Below are 15,097 nucleotides of genomic sequence, written 5' to 3'. Positions count from 1 at the left end.
TCCTCCCGGCTCTGGTGAGGCCGCGCAGCGGGTACAGGCGACGATGACACTACCGCCGACCTGCCTCGTCTTTCGACCCTGATTCCGGTCCCCTTCCGGCCTCCTTCCGAAATTTGACGGTCCATCAAGTCTCCATGGGTGGCGGCGAGATGGCTTCTGCACCATACGGCGGACGGTCCGGCGGGTCGAACAGAACGGCGATTCCGTCGGCCCATCCGGAGTCGGCGGCCAGTTCCGGGGTGCTGGCGTGGACGCGCAGTTCCCTGATGCGGTCGCGGAGTCCGGAGGCACTGCCGGCCTTGGCCAGAAACCGCCCGGCCCGGTGGTGGAACTCCTGGCAGTCGTCGTGATTCTGGCCGTTGCGCCGCCACAGGGCGAGCGGGTGTCCGGCGGCGAGGGCGGTGGACATCGCGGCGAAGCCGTCGCCGTGTTCGACGTGCCCGCAGTAGACCGGCACCGATCCGCGCTCGGCCCCCATCAGCCTGCCGAACGCCGCGGGCCTGCTCTCGCGACGTACGGACGGGCCGTGCCCCGACACCGCGGCCTCGTCGCGCAGCGGCACGGCGGCCAGCTGCCCGTCGGCGGCGTTCCACAGCCGCCGCCACTCGGGTATGGCTTCTCTCGCGTTGCGCTTGCGGTCGCGGATGACGACGACCCGGCGTCGGCCGAGCGGCATGTAGGGCGGGTCCCACTCGTCGTAGTCGTCCTCGTCGGCATCATCGGGTATCAGGCGCCAGGCGTCGATCGGCTCGTCGAACAACTGCCGTGGCAGCAGGGCCTCGACGGCGGCGAGGTTCTCCCCGCTGTCGCCCTGGCGCAGCGCGCCGGCGAGGGGCTCGCGCAGGGTCCTGCGCAGCTGGGAGCGCGGCACGCCGCGGTCGTCGCCGGCGAAGGGGCTCACGTCGCGGCCGTCGAACAGCAGCTTGACCCGCCACGGGTAGCGGCCGCCGTAGTCGGGTTCGCCGACCTCCACGAGGACGTCGGCCCTGGCCCGGCTGCGGTTCTCCCGCACGGTCACGCTCGGCGGGGGCTCGACGTCGGTGCCGGTGCCGGTGCGGTTGCCGTTGCCGTTGCCGTTGCCGTTGCCGTTGCCGTTGCCGTTGCCGTTGCCGTTGCCGTTCAGGATCGGGGCTAGGGCGCGGCCGATCTCCTCGGCGATCGGGCCGCGGGCCATCTCGGACCGGAAGGTCACCCAGTCGGCGAGGTCGCGCAGCGCTTGCGGCGCGGCCATCTCGCGGCGGGTGAGCGCGGTGTGCCGGGCGACCTTCGCGGCGTACAACAGCACGGCGTCGAGGTCGAGTTCGTGCGGCTTCGCCTTTCCCCGGATGTCGGGCAGGTCGTGCAGGAGCCCGGCCCCTTCGCGCCAGGTGCGCGGGTCCTGCTCGATGGGCGAGCGGAAATCTTCCGCCAGGACACGGGACTTGACCTTTTCTACGAGCTTCATGACCTCGCCGGGACCGCTGGGCGGCGGGAGCTCGGCGAGCAGGCCGTAGAGGTGCACCCGCAGGTCCGGGGTGAGACCGGGCGCGCCACGGGCGCGCAGTTTGAGCTGGGTGCGCGTCCAGTCGTCGGAGCCGCCATCGCGGTAGCGCCGCAGGTGGTGGCGGTCGTGTTCGCGCAGCACCGTGGGCAGGACGTCGCCGCCCGGCAGGTCGTACAGCTCGTGCAGCGCGGTGACCGGGACGGCGAGACCCTCTGTGCGGCCGACGGCCTTGACCACGGCGATGACGGCTCCTGACTCCCGGTCGACGACGGGCCCGCCGGAGACTCCCTCGACGGGCAGGACGCCGGTCAGCAGCAGCGTCCTGGTGTCGTGCGCCTGGGCCTGTCCGAGTCCGTCGCGCACTCCGAGGTCACCGGTCTCCCGTGACCAGCCGTGCAGGCTGATCTCGGCGGGGATGGACGGCGGCCGTTCGCTCAGCCAGACGCAGGGGGCGTCGTGCGCGTCCGGGACATGGACCAGGGCGATGTCGGGAACTTCCCAGCGCGACCGGTTCTCTTCGGGGACCGCAGGGCGGGGCTTGGCAAGGACGACCTTGCCCGTGGCGGTGCCGCCCTGCCAGACGACGCCGACGGCCTGCTCGCTCCGCCACACTGCGGCTCCCCCCTTTCCCACGACATGTGCGCAGGTCAGCAGCCACTCCGGGGCGATGAAGAAGCCCGAGCCCCAGTAGTGGTCACCGTGCTGCTCATACCCCTCGCCGGGCTCCACGATGCGCGCGAGTGAGGGGCGCACTGTCCCCTGGAAGGCGCTCATTCCGCGCCAGTCGCGGTGGCCGCGGGTTCCGTCGCGGGTTCTGTCGCGGGTTCTGTCGCGGGTTCTGTCGCGGGTTCCGTCCAGGTCAGTGACACGGAGACGGACGCCTTGCCGCCGCCGTCGGCGAGGACGCTGATGACCTTGCCGGACTGGGCGGACAGCTCGATGCCGAAGTTCACGGCGACCTCGACGGGGGCGGTGGGCGCGAGCCCGGCGCGCAGGGAGCACACCACCCCGCTGACGACGTCGCTCAGTCCGCTCGCCATGTCGATGACGCGGTCGCCGACCCCGGTGTCCCGGAAGCCGCTGCCGCCGTCGATTTCCTGTGCCTCGGTGATGCGCGCCCAGACGGCGGTGCCGTCGTCGAGCCGAATCTGCGCGATCCCATTAGTCACAAAGACCCCCGTTCCCCCATGACAAGGAGGAGCAGGCTAACTCCATGCAGGGAGCAAGGGCGAGGGAATGACGCCTATCCTGGCTGAGACAGAGCGTTTTCGAGTCCAGCGGAGCCCCCCTTGTACTTCACCGACCGTGGCATCGAGGAACTGGAGAAGCGGCGCGGCGAGGAGGAGGTCACCTTCGAGTGGCTCGCCGAGCAGCTCCGCACCTTCGTGGACCTCAACCCGGACTTCGAGGTGCCGGTCGAGCGCCTCGCGACGTGGCTGGCGCGGCTCGACGACGAGGACGAGGACGAGTAGTACGCGTCAGCTGGTACGCGTCAGCCAGTACGCATCCAGTAATCGTCATCCGGTGAGCGCGGGGGCGAGCTCGCGCCACTGAGGCAGCGGCAGCGCACCCGATTGCCCCGTGAGCACCTGTACGCAGACGTGGTCCGCGCCCGCCGCGAAATGTTCCTGCACGCGCGCGTGGAGGGCGTCGACGTCTCCGTAGGCGACGATCGCGTCGACCAGACGGCGGCTCGGCCCGCCCACCGTGTCCTCGTCGCCGAAGCCCATCCGCCGTACGTTCGCGGCCTGGTGGGGAGCGTTGGCGATGTAGCCCGCGACATGCTGGGCGGCCACGTCGCGCGCCCGCTCGATGTCCGTGTCGAGCACGACGGCCTGCTCAACACCCAGGAACGCGTCCGGCCCCATGATCTTGCGGGCGAGCGCGGTGTGCTCGACGGTCACGAAATAGGGGTGGGCGCCCCAGGTGCGCTCCGCGGCGAGACCCAGCATCTTGGGGCCGAGGGCGGCGAGGACCCGGCGCGGGGCTGGGTCGGGGACAGGGCCGTACGCGGGGGCAGCATCCATGGCATCCAGGTAACGGCGCATGGTCGTCAGCGCCTTCCCGCGCGTGGGGATGGGGAAGCCGTCCACTTCAGGCACGGTGTCGTCGACGCGGTGGCCCCCAAGCCCCAGGAGATAGCGCCCCGGGAACGCCTCCCCCAGGGTGCGCTCCGCGGTCGCCATGGCGAGCGGCTCCCGGAAGGCGATGTTGGCGATGCCGGACGCGACGACGATGCGCCGCGTCGCCCCGAGCAGCAGCCACGCCTGCCCCACCGTGTCCCGCCCGAACGCCTCCCCGTACCAGAGCGCCCCGTACCCCAACTCCTCGATCTCCGCGGCTGCTTCACGCACCCGCCCGGCGGGCTGCCCCTCGAAGTCGAAGGTCCAGATCCCCACACGCCCCGGCGAACCGCTCATCCCGCACTCCCCTGCCCATCACCCACCATCCGGAGAACCTCTCCGGATTTGATCCTGGCGCTACGATACGGAGAAGCTCTCCGCATAGCTAGCCCTGACCGCCGCGACCTGGAAGGCTCCACCCCGGAGGCTCCGCGCAGGAGGAGAGGATGGGTCCATGCCTGACGACGACGACACCAAGGCACACGGGTCCGCGAGGCAGCCCCGCGCGGACGCGCGCAGGAACCGCGAACGGATCTTGGAGGCGGCGCGGGAGGCGTACGCGGAGGCGGGCCCCGAAACGTCGCTCAACGAGATCGCCCGCCGCGCGGGCGTGGGCCCCGGCACGCTCTACCGGCACTTCCCCAGCCGTGCCGCGCTCCTGACGGCGGTGCTCAAGGACCGAGTGGAGGCACTGTGCGGCCGCACCGACGAACTCCTGGCGGCAGACTCCGCAGACGAGGCCCTGGACGACTGGCTCCGCGCATTCCTGGCGCACGCGCGCGTGAACCAGGGCCTGGGCGGCGCGTTGCTGATCGAGGAGCTGGAGACCCCGGACGCCCTGGGCTTCGACTGCCACCAACGCATCCGCGACACGGCATCGAGCCTGCTGACCCGGGCCCAGAGGGAGGGCACGGCCCGCAAGGACCTGCTGCCCGCCGACATGGTCCAACTGGTGGTGGGCATCGCCGTTTCAACCCCCCACTCAGAAACAGACCCGACCCAGCCGGAACGCCTCCTAACCCTGACTTTGGATGCGATCCACGCCGCCCGACCCTGACCTTGGATGCGATCCACGCCGCCTGACGCCCGGCTTTGGGGCGACTCCCGCCGTCCGACGCCGCCCCAGGCACGCGATCCACGCCCCTCACCCAGATCCCAGATCCGCTTCCGCCTCCCGACGCCCAACCTGGACACGCTTCGCGCCTCCCGACCCTGCCCCTGGAGCAACTCCCGCCGCGCGACGCCGACCCCGGCACGCGGTCCACGCCTCTCACCCACTCCAGATGCTCTTCCGCCCCCCCTACCCCCAGCCCTGGAGCAACTCCCGCCGCGCGACACCGACACCGAACGCGCCCCACCCCTCCCGACCCTGCCCTGAAGCGGCTCCCGCCGCGCGACGCCGACCCCGGCACACGCTCCACGTCCAGCACCCAGCCCACACGCACTACCGCCTTCCGACCCCGACCCTGAAGCGACTCCCGCGCCCCGACGCCAACCCCGGCATGCGATCCACGCCTCTCACCCAAATCCCGGACTCAATTACGGCCCCCGACCCGGCCCTGCATGCCATTCCCGCCTGCCACCCAGGCACCCAGGTCCCCGACGCTGCCCACCTCCCGGCCCAAACCCAGGGGGCGCGATCCCGCCCCCGGACCTTGCCCCTGCACGCGAGCCACGCGTCCCGCCCAGTGCCGGACAGTCCCGGCGGCCAGCCCCCTCACCCCCGCCAAGACCCGGCGTCAGCCGCCCGCACCCGGTCGTACGCGAAACCCAGAGCCCCATGCACGACCAGCAGCACACCGGCCACGACCCACCCCCCGCTGCGCCGCCGCACGCCCCACACGGCGAGTGGCACTCCGGATGCCACCTGGACGGCGGCCAGGGCGCGAGCGCGGGGGCCCCGCAGCCACGGGCCGAAGGGGCCGCGCTCCACGACGTCCAACTCCGCGCGTACCGCGTCCCGCCACCCCGACCACTCGACCTCGCGGACACCCGGCAGCACGTGCGCCACCGCCCGTAGCCGGTCGGCCGGCTCCCCGGGGCCCAGTCCGGCCGGCAGGGCCACACCCGCCCTGGTCAGCACGGCGAGCAGACCTCGGAGTCTCGCTCGTGCGTCCGCCTCCGAGTCCGGCCTTCCCAGAGCCTCCAGTGCCTGCATGTCCAGGACGGGGTCGAGTCCGAGGCGGGCGGCGAACGTTCGCATCGCCTCGCTCTCGCCGACGGGCGTCCCGTTCGCCAGCCATACGTATCCGACCGTGCGCCGGAAGCCCGCCGCGAGGATGTAGCCGGAACGGTCGGCGTCCCACCACAGCGCGAGCACCGGCCAGGACGCCCCGACGGCGAGCGCGGTCGCCCATCCCGTGAGCACCCGGTCCACCGGCTCGTCCCCGTGCACCCAGGGCTTGCCCTCGGGCACGAGCACGCTCCACTCGCGCCCCGCCGGGGCCAGCAGCATCCGCTCGCGCAACAGCCGGGCGGCGGGCTCGACGACGTCGGGTTCGGCCCGGCAGAGCAGCAGCGCACCGACCGCGGCGCGCTCAGAGGCATCGGACGACATGGCCCCACGCTAGGACACAACGGCGCATTCGGCGCAGAGGAGTGGGCCACCGGCCGAGCCCGGACGGCCGGCATCGCGGTCGGCATCGCGGCCGATATCGCGACCGGTCTTGACTTTCCGTATCCGCGATATATCGTGTGTAGCAGAGACGCGATATGGCGCGTTCCGTCCGGAGCTCGTGGGCCGCCCGGCCTGCCCGCCCCCGGCCCGCCCGAGGAGGTCAGCCCGATGTCAGAGTGGTCCGTCGCCGAGCCCCAGAAGCTCACCTTCGACGCCCCCGTGACGACACTCCATGTCCGCGTCGTCAACGGAACGGTGAACGTCGTGGGCACCGACGAAGTTTCCGCGCGCCTGGAGGTCTCCGAGATCGAAGGGCCGCCGCTGACCGTCACACAGTCGGACGGCACCCTCTCCGTCGCGTACGACGACCTGCCCTGGAAGGGCTTCCTCAAGTGGCTCGACCGCAAGGGCTGGCGGCGCAGCGCGGTGGTCTCCCTGGCCGTCCCCGCGGGCACGCGCGTCGAGGTCGGCGTAGTCGGCGCGGGCGCCGTCGTCTCGGGCATAGAGGGGCGTACGGAGGTCAAGGGCGTCACGGGCGACACGACCCTGGTCGGCCTCTCGGGCCCGGTCCGCGCCGACACGGTCTCCGGGAACGTGGAGGCGCAGGGCATCACCGGCGACCTGCGGTTCAACTCGGTCTCCGGCGACCTGACCGTCTTCGAGGGAGCGGGCTCCTCCGTTCGGGCCGAATCGGTGAGCGGCTCCATGATCGTGGACATCGACCCGGCGGGCGCCCCGACCGACATCGGCCTGACGAACGTATCGGGGGAGATCGCGATCCGGCTGCCCCATCCGGCGGACGCGGAGGTGGAGGCGAACACCGCGAGCGGCGCCGTCTCCAACGCGTTCGAGGATCTGCGGGTCAGCGGACAGTGGGGGGCGAAGAGGATCACCGGCCGGCTCGGCTCGGGCAGCGGAAAGCTGAAGGCGACGACGATCTCAGGGTCCATCGCGCTGCTGCGCAGGCCGCCGACGGAGGACGATCCGATAGGGGAAAATCCGTGCGGCGAGGCCACACCGGCTACACCGGCCACGCCTCCGACGGACACCCCTCCGGCGGACACTCCCCGGGCCGACGACGCCGCCCCGAGCGACACCGCTCCGAATGAGACCGCTCAGAGCGACGCCGCCCCGAACGACAAGAAGGTGCTCTGAGATGGCCCCCGTGTTCGCCCACGGCCGACTGCGCCTGTATCTGCTGAAGCTCCTCGACGAGGCCCCGCGCCACGGCTACGAGGTGATCCGCCTCCTGGAAGAGCGTTTCCAGGGTCTTTACGCACCTTCGGCGGGCACGGTCTACCCGCGCCTGGCGAAGCTGGAGGCCGAGGGCCTGGTCACGCACACCACGGAGGGCGGCCGCAAGGTCTACTCCATCACGGACGCGGGCCGTGCCGAACTGGCCGACCGCAGCGGCGAGTTGGCCGATCTGGAGCTGGAGATCCGCGAGTCGGTCGCCGAGCTCGCCGCCGAGATCCGCGACGGCGTCCGGGGCGCGGCGGGCGAGCTCCGCCGTGAGATGCGCGCGGCCGCAGAAGAGGCCCGCACATCTGACGGCAAGGGCACCAAGAACGGCACCTCAGGCACCGGCGGCAAGGCCTTCCCCGACCCCTCCGACTTCTTCGACAGCTCCTGGGGCGACAGCAAGGAGAGCTGGCGCCAGGCGAAGGAGGAGTTCAAGCGCGCCAAGCAGGAGTGGAAGGAGCAGGCGCGCCGCGCGAAGGACGAGACCCGCAGAGCCCGCGAGGAGGCCCAGCGTGCCCGCCGCCAGGCCCAGGACGCGCAGGACCGGGTCCGCGCCCAGGCGCAGGAGGAGATGCAGCGCATCGCACGGCTCGTCCAGGACCAGGTGCAGGACCACTTCACGCGCGGCGACTGGCCGACGGGCGTCCGCGAGGGTTTGTCGGAACTGGCCAAGGAGTTCGGCGAGTTCGGAAAGGACTTCGGGAAGGACTTCGGCAAGGGTTCCGGGAAGGGATCCGGCACGGCAAAGACGTCCGGCAGCCGCGAGGGCGCCGGTCCCACCACCGAGGAGCCCAAGTTCACCGTGGAGCGCGAGGACGCGGTCCCCGCCGAGTACGTCCCCGACTGGTCCCAGGAGGACGGCACCGGCAACCCGGCCCGCGACCTGGATCGCCTCCTGGACCGCTTCCGGGACGACATCCGCGACGCGGCCCGGGACCACGGCGTAACAGAGAACCAACTCCGCGACGCCCGCCGCCACTTGTCAGCAGCGGCAGCCCACATCGGCGCGGCGCTGCGTACCCCTAAGGGCTGACGGCCGAGCGGGGGCCCGGAGTTCTCCGGGCCCCCGCTCAGTCACCTACTCAGGATCGATGCCCTACACGGCTCCGCCGGGTCCGTCAGCCCCACCGGCCTCGCCCCCGAAAAGCACCCGCTGTACCGACTCATGAGTCACCCCATGGTCCGCGAGCACCTCGCCGACGGTGCCGGGGCGGGTGGTGAGGGCGAGCAGGATGTGCTCGTCGCCGATGATCCGGTCGCGGCGGGCGGTGGCGATGCGCAGGGACTTCACCAGGGTGTCCTTGGCCTCGCGGGTGAAGGGCCGATGCCCGGCCCACACCCGCCTGCCCCTGCCACCCCTACCGCCCTTGCCACCCTTGCCACCGCCGGCCAACGCGCCGACACCATGGGCCTCTTCGACCCGCGAGACGATCTCGGCCACATCGACGCCGAGCCCCGCCAGCGCCTCCGTATCGGCCTGCGAGAGCCCGCCGCGGCGGCGCGAATCGCCCAGCGCCCGCTCGATCGACTCCCGGCGGCGCGTGGCCCCGAGCGAGGCCAGGGCGAAGGACGCCCGGCTCGCCTCGCGGTCGAGCAGCGCGAGCAGCATGTGCCCGTCGTCGACGGCGTCGGCGTCCGTCCGCTCGGCGTGCTCGACCGCGCCCTCCACCACGGCGCGGGCGTCCTTCGTGAACCGCTCGAACATCACTGCCTCCCGTACTTCTTGTGCACGGCCTGCCTGCTCACTCCGAGCTCCGCGGCGATCTCCTGCCACGACCAGCCCTGCTGACGCGCACTGCGCACCTGCACGGCCTCAAGCTGCTCCACCAGCTTCCGCAGCGCGGTGACGGCTCGCAGCCCGACTCGTGGATCACGATCACCCGCACGCTCGGCGAGATCCGTTGCTTCGGTCATGCATGTCAACTTACGTTGACAGGAGACCTGATGTCAACCACAGTTGACAGGCAGGGGGAGGCTAGGGGAAGTCAGAGGGAGGCGGCGCGGATCAGACCTCCAGCACGATCTTCCCGAACTGATCGCCGGACTCCATCCGCTCAAAGCCCTCACGCGCCCGGTCCAGCGGCAGCACCTCGTCGATGACGGGACGTACGCCCGTGGCGGCGCAGAAGGAGAGCAGATCCTCCAGCTCCTCCTTGGACCCCATGGTCGAGCCGACGATCTTCAGCTCCAGGAAGAAGACCCGCGTCAGCTCGGCATGCGAGGGCCGGTCACCACTGGTCGCACCGGAGATCACCACGGTGCCGCCCGGCTTGAGGGACTTGATCGAGTGCGACCACGTCGCCGCCCCCACCGTCTCGATGACGGCGTCCACCCGCTGTGGCAGCCGCGCACCGGACTCGACGGCCTCCACCGCGCCCAGCTCCAGGGCCCGCTTCCGCTTGGCCTCGTCCCTGCTGGTCGCGAAGACCCGCAGCCCCGCGGCCTTGCCGAGCACGATCGCGGCGGTGGCGACACCGCCGCCGGCGCCCTGGACCAGGACCGAATCACCGGGGCGCACCCCGGCGTTGGTGAAGAGCATGCGGTACGCGGTGAGCCAGGCGGTCGGCAGACAGGCCGCCTCGGCGAACGACAGTTCCTTCGGCTTCGGCAGCAGGTTCCACGTGGGCACGGAGACCTGCTCGGCGAAGGTCCCCTGATACTTCTCGGTCAGGATCGAGCGGCCCTCGCGGGGCCCGACCCCGTACCCGGTCTGCCCGATGACGGAGTGGAGTACGACCTCGTTGCCGTCCTCGTCGATCCCGGCGGCGTCACAGCCGAGGATCATCGGCAGCTTGTCATCGGCGAGACCGACCCCGCGAAGGGACCACAGGTCGTGATGGTTGAGGGAAGCGGCTTTGACGTTCACGGTCGACCAGCCGGGGCGCGGATCGGGGGCGGGACGCTCCCCCAACTCAAGGCCACTGAGCGGCTGGTCACGGTCGATGCGGGCGGCGTAGGCGGCGAACATGGGCCGACGATAGGCCGGGGGCGTGCCGATACGTAACCAGGTACGGCTGTGACACGCGCCGCGCCCCGTTCCGTACGCAGGACGTACGGAACGGGGCGCGGTCACACCTTCACTCGCACCGCTCAGCGACGCGCGACACCCTCCGCACGAGCCGCAGCCGCAACCGCCGCGGTAACCGCGGGCGCGACGCGCTCGTCGAACGGCGAGGGAATCACGTACGCGGCGGACAGCTCGTCGCCGACGACATCGGCCAGCGCGTTCGCCGCGGCGATCTTCATGCCCTCGGTGATCTGCGAGGCCCTGACCTGCAGCGCACCGGCGAAGATGCCGGGGAAGGCCAGCACGTTGTTGATCTGGTTCGGGTAGTCCGAACGCCCCGTCGCGACGACGGCCGCGTACTTGTGGGCGATGTCCGGATGCACCTCGGGGTTCGGGTTGGCCATGGCGAACACGAACGCGTTCTCGGCCATGGAGGCCACCGCGGGCTCCGGAACGGTGCCGCCCGAGACGCCGATGAACACGTCGGCACCCGCGAGCGCGCTCTCGAGCGAACCGCTGAGGCCGGCCCGGTTGGTGATCTCCGCGAGCTCCCGCTTGACCGGGGTGAGGTCGTCCCGGTCCCGGCTCACGACGCCCTTGCGGTCCGCGACCGCCACATCGCCGATGCCCGCCTCGAGCAGGAACTTGGCGATGGCGACACCGGCCGCACCGGCGCCGGAGATCACGGCACGCAGATCACCGAGCGTGCGCCCGGTCAGCTTCGCCGCGTTCCGCAGCGCCGCAAGCGTCACGACGGCCGTGCCGTGCTGGTCGTCGTGGAAGACGGGAATGTCGAGCCGCTCCTGGAGCTTGCGCTCGATCTCGAAGCAGCGCGGGGCCGAGATGTCCTCGAGGTTCACGCCGCCGAAGGACGGGGCGAGCCGCACGACGGTCTCGACGATCTCGTCCGCATCGGTCGTCGCGAGCGCGATCGGAACCGCGTCGACGCCACCGAACTGCTTGAAAAGAATGGCCTTGCCCTCCATCACGGGGAGGGAGGCCTCGGGACCGATGTCACCGAGACCGAGCACGGCCGTACCGTCGGTCACGACGGCCACGACGTTCGACTTCCATGTGTAGTCGTTCACCAGCTCCGGCTGCTCGGCGATCGCGGTGCACACTTTCGCGACGCCGGGCGTGTACGCCAGGGACAGGTCGTCCTTGTCCCGCACGGGCACGGTGGCCTGCACGGCCATCTTGCCGCCGCGGTGCAGCGCAAACGCCGGATCGAAGGGCTCTTCAGCGCCTTCGTGACCCGTACTGCTGTCGCTGCGAGGATTGACGATCTCCGCTGCCACTTGTCTTACCCCTTAAGTCTTAAATCATCAGTTGAGGGTGTCCACTCCTGGTTGAGAAGTGGGCGGGCACCGCGTCTGTTCCCCGCCTGTCGGCGGAGGGAGGTACAGACACGCGGGCGCGCCGCACACGCGCCCTGGGCCCCGGATGAGGGGTGTAAAGAGCCTTTCTACCTGAAAGCGCCGGGCACGGGCGAGTGGGATTGGTTACCCACAAGGACCGCGGTCCTTGTACTGATCCAACAACTGAGCGCTAGAGAGCCGCACGACCCCGGCAGGAAGCCCAGCAGGACCGGACGCCAGGCCCATGTCCGGATTTCCCGAATAGTGCATTGCGCCGGTCCAGATGGCGAGATTCACGGAGAATCTCAGATAGTGGCCATTCGCCTACCGGCCGGTACGGCCGTGATGTGCGGGCCCGTTGGGGTTCGGGGTTCACCCGTTATCCGATTTTGACATCTCGAGCACCCAGAATCGGACGGTCCGAATGGCAAGATGCCGTCATCACACGAGGTCGCGACACCCGAAGAGGTGTGTGCACGACCTACTCGGCAACTCCCTCATCCGCCGGAGGACCCTCATGACCGCACGCTCCATTTGTCGTACGACCGCTCGGAAGTCCGCGAAGTCCCGGATGGCAGCGGTCGGCGCGATCGCGGTCGCCGGCGCGCTGCTGCTGACCGGCTGCGGAGACCAGACCAAGGACAACGGCGGCGAGAAGGTCAAGGACGCGCCGCTCGCCGACAAGCTGCCCGAGAACATCCGCGACGCGGGTGTCATCAAGGTCGGCTCCGACATCGCGTACCCGCCGGTCGAGTTCAAGGACAAGTCCGGCAAGACCGTCGGCATCGACCCCGACCTCGGCGTAGCACTCGGCAAGCAGCTCGGCGTGGAGTTCCAGTTCGAGAACGGCACCTTCGACACCCTGCTCGGCGGTCTGCGCTCCAAGCGCTATGACATCGCCATGTCGGCCATGACGGACACCAAGAACCGCCAGGAAGGCGTCGACGAGGAGACCGGCAAGAAGATCGGTACCGGCGTCGACTTCGTCGACTACTTCACGGCGGGCGTCTCGATCTACACCAAGAAGGGCGACGACCAGGGCATCAAGACCTGGGCGGACCTGTGCGGCAAGAAGATCGTCGTCCAGCGCGGCACCGTCTCGCACGACCTGGCCAAGGCCGAGTCGAAGAAGTGCAAGGCCGGCAAGAAGATCGCCATCGAGTCCTTCGACAACGACCAGCAGGCCCAGACCCGACTGCGCTCCGGCGGCGCGGACGCGGGCTCCTCGGACTTCCCGGTCGCCGCGTACGCGGTGAAGACCTCAGGCGGCGGCAAGGACTTCGAGCTGGTCGGCGAGCAGGTCGAGGCCGCCCCGTACGGCATCGCGATCTCCAAGAAGAACCCCGAGCTGCGTGACGCGATCAAGGAAGCGCTCGACGCGATCATCAAGAACGGCGAGTACGACAAGATCATCTCCAAGTGGGGCGTCGAGGACGGCGCGGTCGAGGAAGCCAAGATCAACGGCGGCAAGTGACCGCGTCCCCTCTCAGTCGCTGAAAGGCCACTCACACGTGACCACCGACATCACCAAGAAGGGCCCTGAGGACACCCCACCGTCCTCCTCGCCCGAGGCCATCAAGGCCATCCCGGTCCGCCACTTCGGCCGGTACGTCGCCGCGATCCTCGCGATCGCCGCTCTCGGCGCGATCGTGTTCGCGTTCGCGCAGGGCGACATCAGCTGGAACGCGATCCCCGACAACTTCTTCGACGAGCGCATCCTCAGGGGCGTCCGCGAGACCCTGGTCCTGACCTTCCTGTCGATGCTGATCGGCATCGTGGGTGGCGTACTCCTCTCCGTGATGCGCCTGTCGAAGAACCCGGTCACCTCGTCGATCGCCTGGTTCTACGTCTGGTTCTTCCGCGGCACGCCGGTCCTGGTCCAGCTGTTCGTCTGGTTCAACCTCGGCTTCGTCTTCGACACCATCAACCTCGGTCCGATCTACAAGGACGAGTGGTCGCAGTTCATGACGCCGTTCCTGACGGCGCTGCTCGGCCTGGGCCTCAATGAGGCCGCGTACATGTCGGAGATCTGCCGCGCCGGTCTGCTCTCGGTCGACGAGGGCCAGACCGAGGCCTCGCACGCACTCGGCATGAGCCACGGCAAGACGCTCCGCCGGGTCGTCCTGCCGCAGGCGATGCGCGTGATCGTGCCGCCGACGGGCAACGAAGTCATCAACATGCTCAAGACGACGTCCCTGGTCGCCGCGGTTCAGTACTACGAACTGCTGCGATACGCCCAGGACATCGGCACCTCGTCCGGCGCGACGGTGGAGACGCTGCTGCTCGCCGCCGCCTGGTACCTGATCATGACGTCGATCCTCAGCGTCGGACAGTTCTACCTGGAGCGTTACTACGCGCGCGGTTCGTCCCGTTCCCTGCCGCCCACACCGTTCCAGAAGATCAAGGCGAACATGCTCTGGCTGAGCCGCCCGAAGGGAGGCGTCGCATGACCGCGATGGTGAAGTCCGAAGGCGTCCACAAGTCCTTCGGCAGCGTCGAGGTCCTCAAGGGCATCGACCTGGAGGTCAAGTCGGGTGAGGTCTTCTGCCTCATCGGCCCCTCCGGCTCCGGCAAGTCGACGTTCCTGCGCTGCATCAACCACCTGGAGAAGATCAACGCCGGTCGTCTGTACGTCGACGGCGATCTCGTCGGCTACCGGCAGAAGGGGGACAAGCTGTACGAGCTCAAGGACAGCGAAGTCGCCCTCAAGCGCCGGGACATCGGCATGGTCTTCCAGCGCTTCAACCTGTTCCCGCACATGACGGCCCTCGAGAACGTCATGGAGGCGCCGGTCCAGGTCAAGGGCGAGACGAAGGCCGCGGCGCGGGAGCGCGCCGGACAGCTCCTTGAGCGCGTGGGCCTCGCCGACAAGGCGAAGAACTACCCCTCGCAGCTCTCGGGCGGCCAGCAGCAGCGCGTGGCGATCGCCCGCGCACTCGCCATGGACCCGAAGCTGATGCTCTTCGACGAGCCGACATCCGCGCTCGACCCGGAGCTGGTCGGTGACGTCCTCGACGTCATGCGCGACCTCGCCGAGTCCGGCATGACGATGATCGTCGTCACGCACGAGATGGGCTTCGCACGCGAGGTCGGCGACAGCCTCGTCTTCATGGACGAGGGCGTGGTGGTCGAGTCGGGTCACCCGCGCGACGTACTGACCAATCCGCAGCACGAGCGGACGCAGTCGTTCCTGTCGAAGGTGCTGTAACGCGCATACGTGGAAGGGGCGGTACGGATCCTGGATCCGTACCGCCCCTTTGTGTTCTC

The 15,097-nt window shown here is 69.9% G+C and carries 15 protein-coding genes; 7 read left to right on the top strand and 8 right to left on the bottom strand.

Annotation, left to right across the window (positions count from 1 at the left end; genetic code table 11):
* Positions 1–124: 124 nt before the first annotated feature.
* Together AB0O76_RS08530 and AB0O76_RS08525 are read right to left on the bottom strand one after the other, a co-directional pair.
* Positions 125–2,257, bottom strand: a complete 2,133-nt coding sequence (locus AB0O76_RS08530; protein WP_365486769.1) for a trypsin-like peptidase domain-containing protein — start codon at positions 2,255–2,257, stop codon at positions 125–127.
* Positions 2,254–2,652 (bottom strand): CU044_2847 family protein, encoded by a 399-nt coding sequence (locus AB0O76_RS08525; protein ID WP_365486768.1) that lies wholly within the window; start codon positions 2,650–2,652, stop codon positions 2,254–2,256. Before AB0O76_RS08525 ends, AB0O76_RS08530 begins: the two co-directional genes overlap by 4 nt.
* Positions 2,653–2,772: 120 nt before the next feature.
* Here AB0O76_RS08525 and AB0O76_RS08520 point away from each other — a divergent pair, with 120 nt between their 5' ends.
* Positions 2,773–2,955 (top strand): DUF6104 family protein, encoded by a 183-nt coding sequence (locus AB0O76_RS08520; protein WP_003961784.1) that lies wholly within the window; start codon positions 2,773–2,775, stop codon positions 2,953–2,955.
* 45 nt (positions 2,956–3,000) lie between these two features.
* Here the strand turns inward: AB0O76_RS08520 and AB0O76_RS08515 are convergent, their stop codons facing one another.
* Positions 3,001–3,903, bottom strand: coding sequence for a TIGR03620 family F420-dependent LLM class oxidoreductase (locus AB0O76_RS08515; RefSeq protein ID WP_365486766.1), 903 nt, complete (start codon positions 3,901–3,903; stop codon positions 3,001–3,003).
* A gap of 157 nt (positions 3,904–4,060) precedes the next feature.
* Here AB0O76_RS08515 and AB0O76_RS08510 point away from each other — a divergent pair, with 157 nt between their 5' ends.
* Positions 4,061–4,663, top strand: coding sequence for a TetR/AcrR family transcriptional regulator (locus tag AB0O76_RS08510; RefSeq protein WP_365486765.1), 603 nt, complete (start codon positions 4,061–4,063; stop codon positions 4,661–4,663).
* Positions 4,664–5,323: 660 nt separating this feature from the next.
* On the opposite strand, the gene AB0O76_RS08505 is transcribed toward AB0O76_RS08510, so the two are convergent.
* Positions 5,324–6,163: a hypothetical protein gene (locus AB0O76_RS08505; protein WP_365486763.1), complete on the bottom strand. Its 840-nt coding sequence runs from the start codon at positions 6,161–6,163 to the stop codon at positions 5,324–5,326.
* Between the two features lie 228 nt (positions 6,164–6,391).
* Here AB0O76_RS08505 and AB0O76_RS08500 point away from each other — a divergent pair, with 228 nt between their 5' ends.
* Both AB0O76_RS08500 and AB0O76_RS08495 read left to right on the top strand, forming a co-directional pair.
* Positions 6,392–7,378: a DUF4097 family beta strand repeat-containing protein gene (locus AB0O76_RS08500; RefSeq protein ID WP_365486762.1), complete on the top strand. Its 987-nt coding sequence runs from the start codon at positions 6,392–6,394 to the stop codon at positions 7,376–7,378.
* A gap of 1 nt (position 7,379) precedes the next feature.
* Entirely contained in the window at positions 7,380–8,498 is a 1,119-nt protein-coding gene (locus AB0O76_RS08495; RefSeq protein WP_365486761.1) for a helix-turn-helix transcriptional regulator, read from the top strand.
* Positions 8,499–8,561: 63 nt separating this feature from the next.
* Here AB0O76_RS08495 and AB0O76_RS08490 read toward each other — a convergent pair whose 3' ends face one another.
* The 4 genes from AB0O76_RS08490 to AB0O76_RS08475 all read right to left on the bottom strand — a co-directional run bounded on the left by AB0O76_RS08490 (position 8,562) and on the right by AB0O76_RS08475 (position 11,770).
* A complete protein-coding gene (locus AB0O76_RS08490) occupies positions 8,562–9,170 on the bottom strand; it encodes a Clp protease N-terminal domain-containing protein (RefSeq protein WP_365486759.1) in 609 nt (202 codons plus the stop codon).
* A complete protein-coding gene (locus AB0O76_RS08485; protein WP_266870691.1) occupies positions 9,170–9,379 on the bottom strand; it encodes a helix-turn-helix domain-containing protein in 210 nt (69 codons plus the stop codon). Before AB0O76_RS08485 ends, AB0O76_RS08490 begins: the two co-directional genes overlap by 1 nt.
* A 91-nt stretch (positions 9,380–9,470) precedes the next feature.
* Positions 9,471–10,433 (bottom strand): zinc-binding dehydrogenase, encoded by a 963-nt coding sequence (locus tag AB0O76_RS08480; protein ID WP_365486758.1) that lies wholly within the window; start codon positions 10,431–10,433, stop codon positions 9,471–9,473.
* A gap of 122 nt (positions 10,434–10,555) precedes the next feature.
* A complete protein-coding gene (locus tag AB0O76_RS08475; RefSeq protein ID WP_365486756.1) occupies positions 10,556–11,770 on the bottom strand; it encodes an NADP-dependent malic enzyme in 1,215 nt (404 codons plus the stop codon).
* A gap of 577 nt (positions 11,771–12,347) precedes the next feature.
* Between AB0O76_RS08475 and AB0O76_RS08470 the strand changes: the two genes are divergently transcribed.
* The 3 genes from AB0O76_RS08470 to AB0O76_RS08460 are packed head-to-tail and all read left to right on the top strand — an operon-like array spanning position 12,348 to position 15,038.
* Positions 12,348–13,304, top strand: a complete 957-nt coding sequence (locus AB0O76_RS08470) for an ABC transporter substrate-binding protein (protein ID WP_365486754.1) — start codon at positions 12,348–12,350, stop codon at positions 13,302–13,304.
* 37 nt (positions 13,305–13,341) lie between these two features.
* Positions 13,342–14,280, top strand: coding sequence for an amino acid ABC transporter permease (locus tag AB0O76_RS08465; RefSeq protein WP_365486752.1), 939 nt, complete (start codon positions 13,342–13,344; stop codon positions 14,278–14,280).
* Positions 14,277–15,038, top strand: coding sequence for an amino acid ABC transporter ATP-binding protein (locus AB0O76_RS08460; RefSeq protein WP_365486750.1), 762 nt, complete (start codon positions 14,277–14,279; stop codon positions 15,036–15,038). The genes AB0O76_RS08465 and AB0O76_RS08460 overlap by 4 nt, the downstream gene beginning before the upstream one ends.
* Positions 15,039–15,097: the final 59 nt, after the last annotated feature.

Origin of the sequence: Streptomyces sp. NPDC086554 (assembly GCF_040686095.1) — a bacterium.
GTDB lineage: Bacteria > Actinomycetota > Actinomycetes > Streptomycetales > Streptomycetaceae > Streptomyces.
The sequence above is the reverse complement of the archived record's forward strand: the minus strand, read 5'-3'. Positions and strand labels throughout refer to the sequence as shown.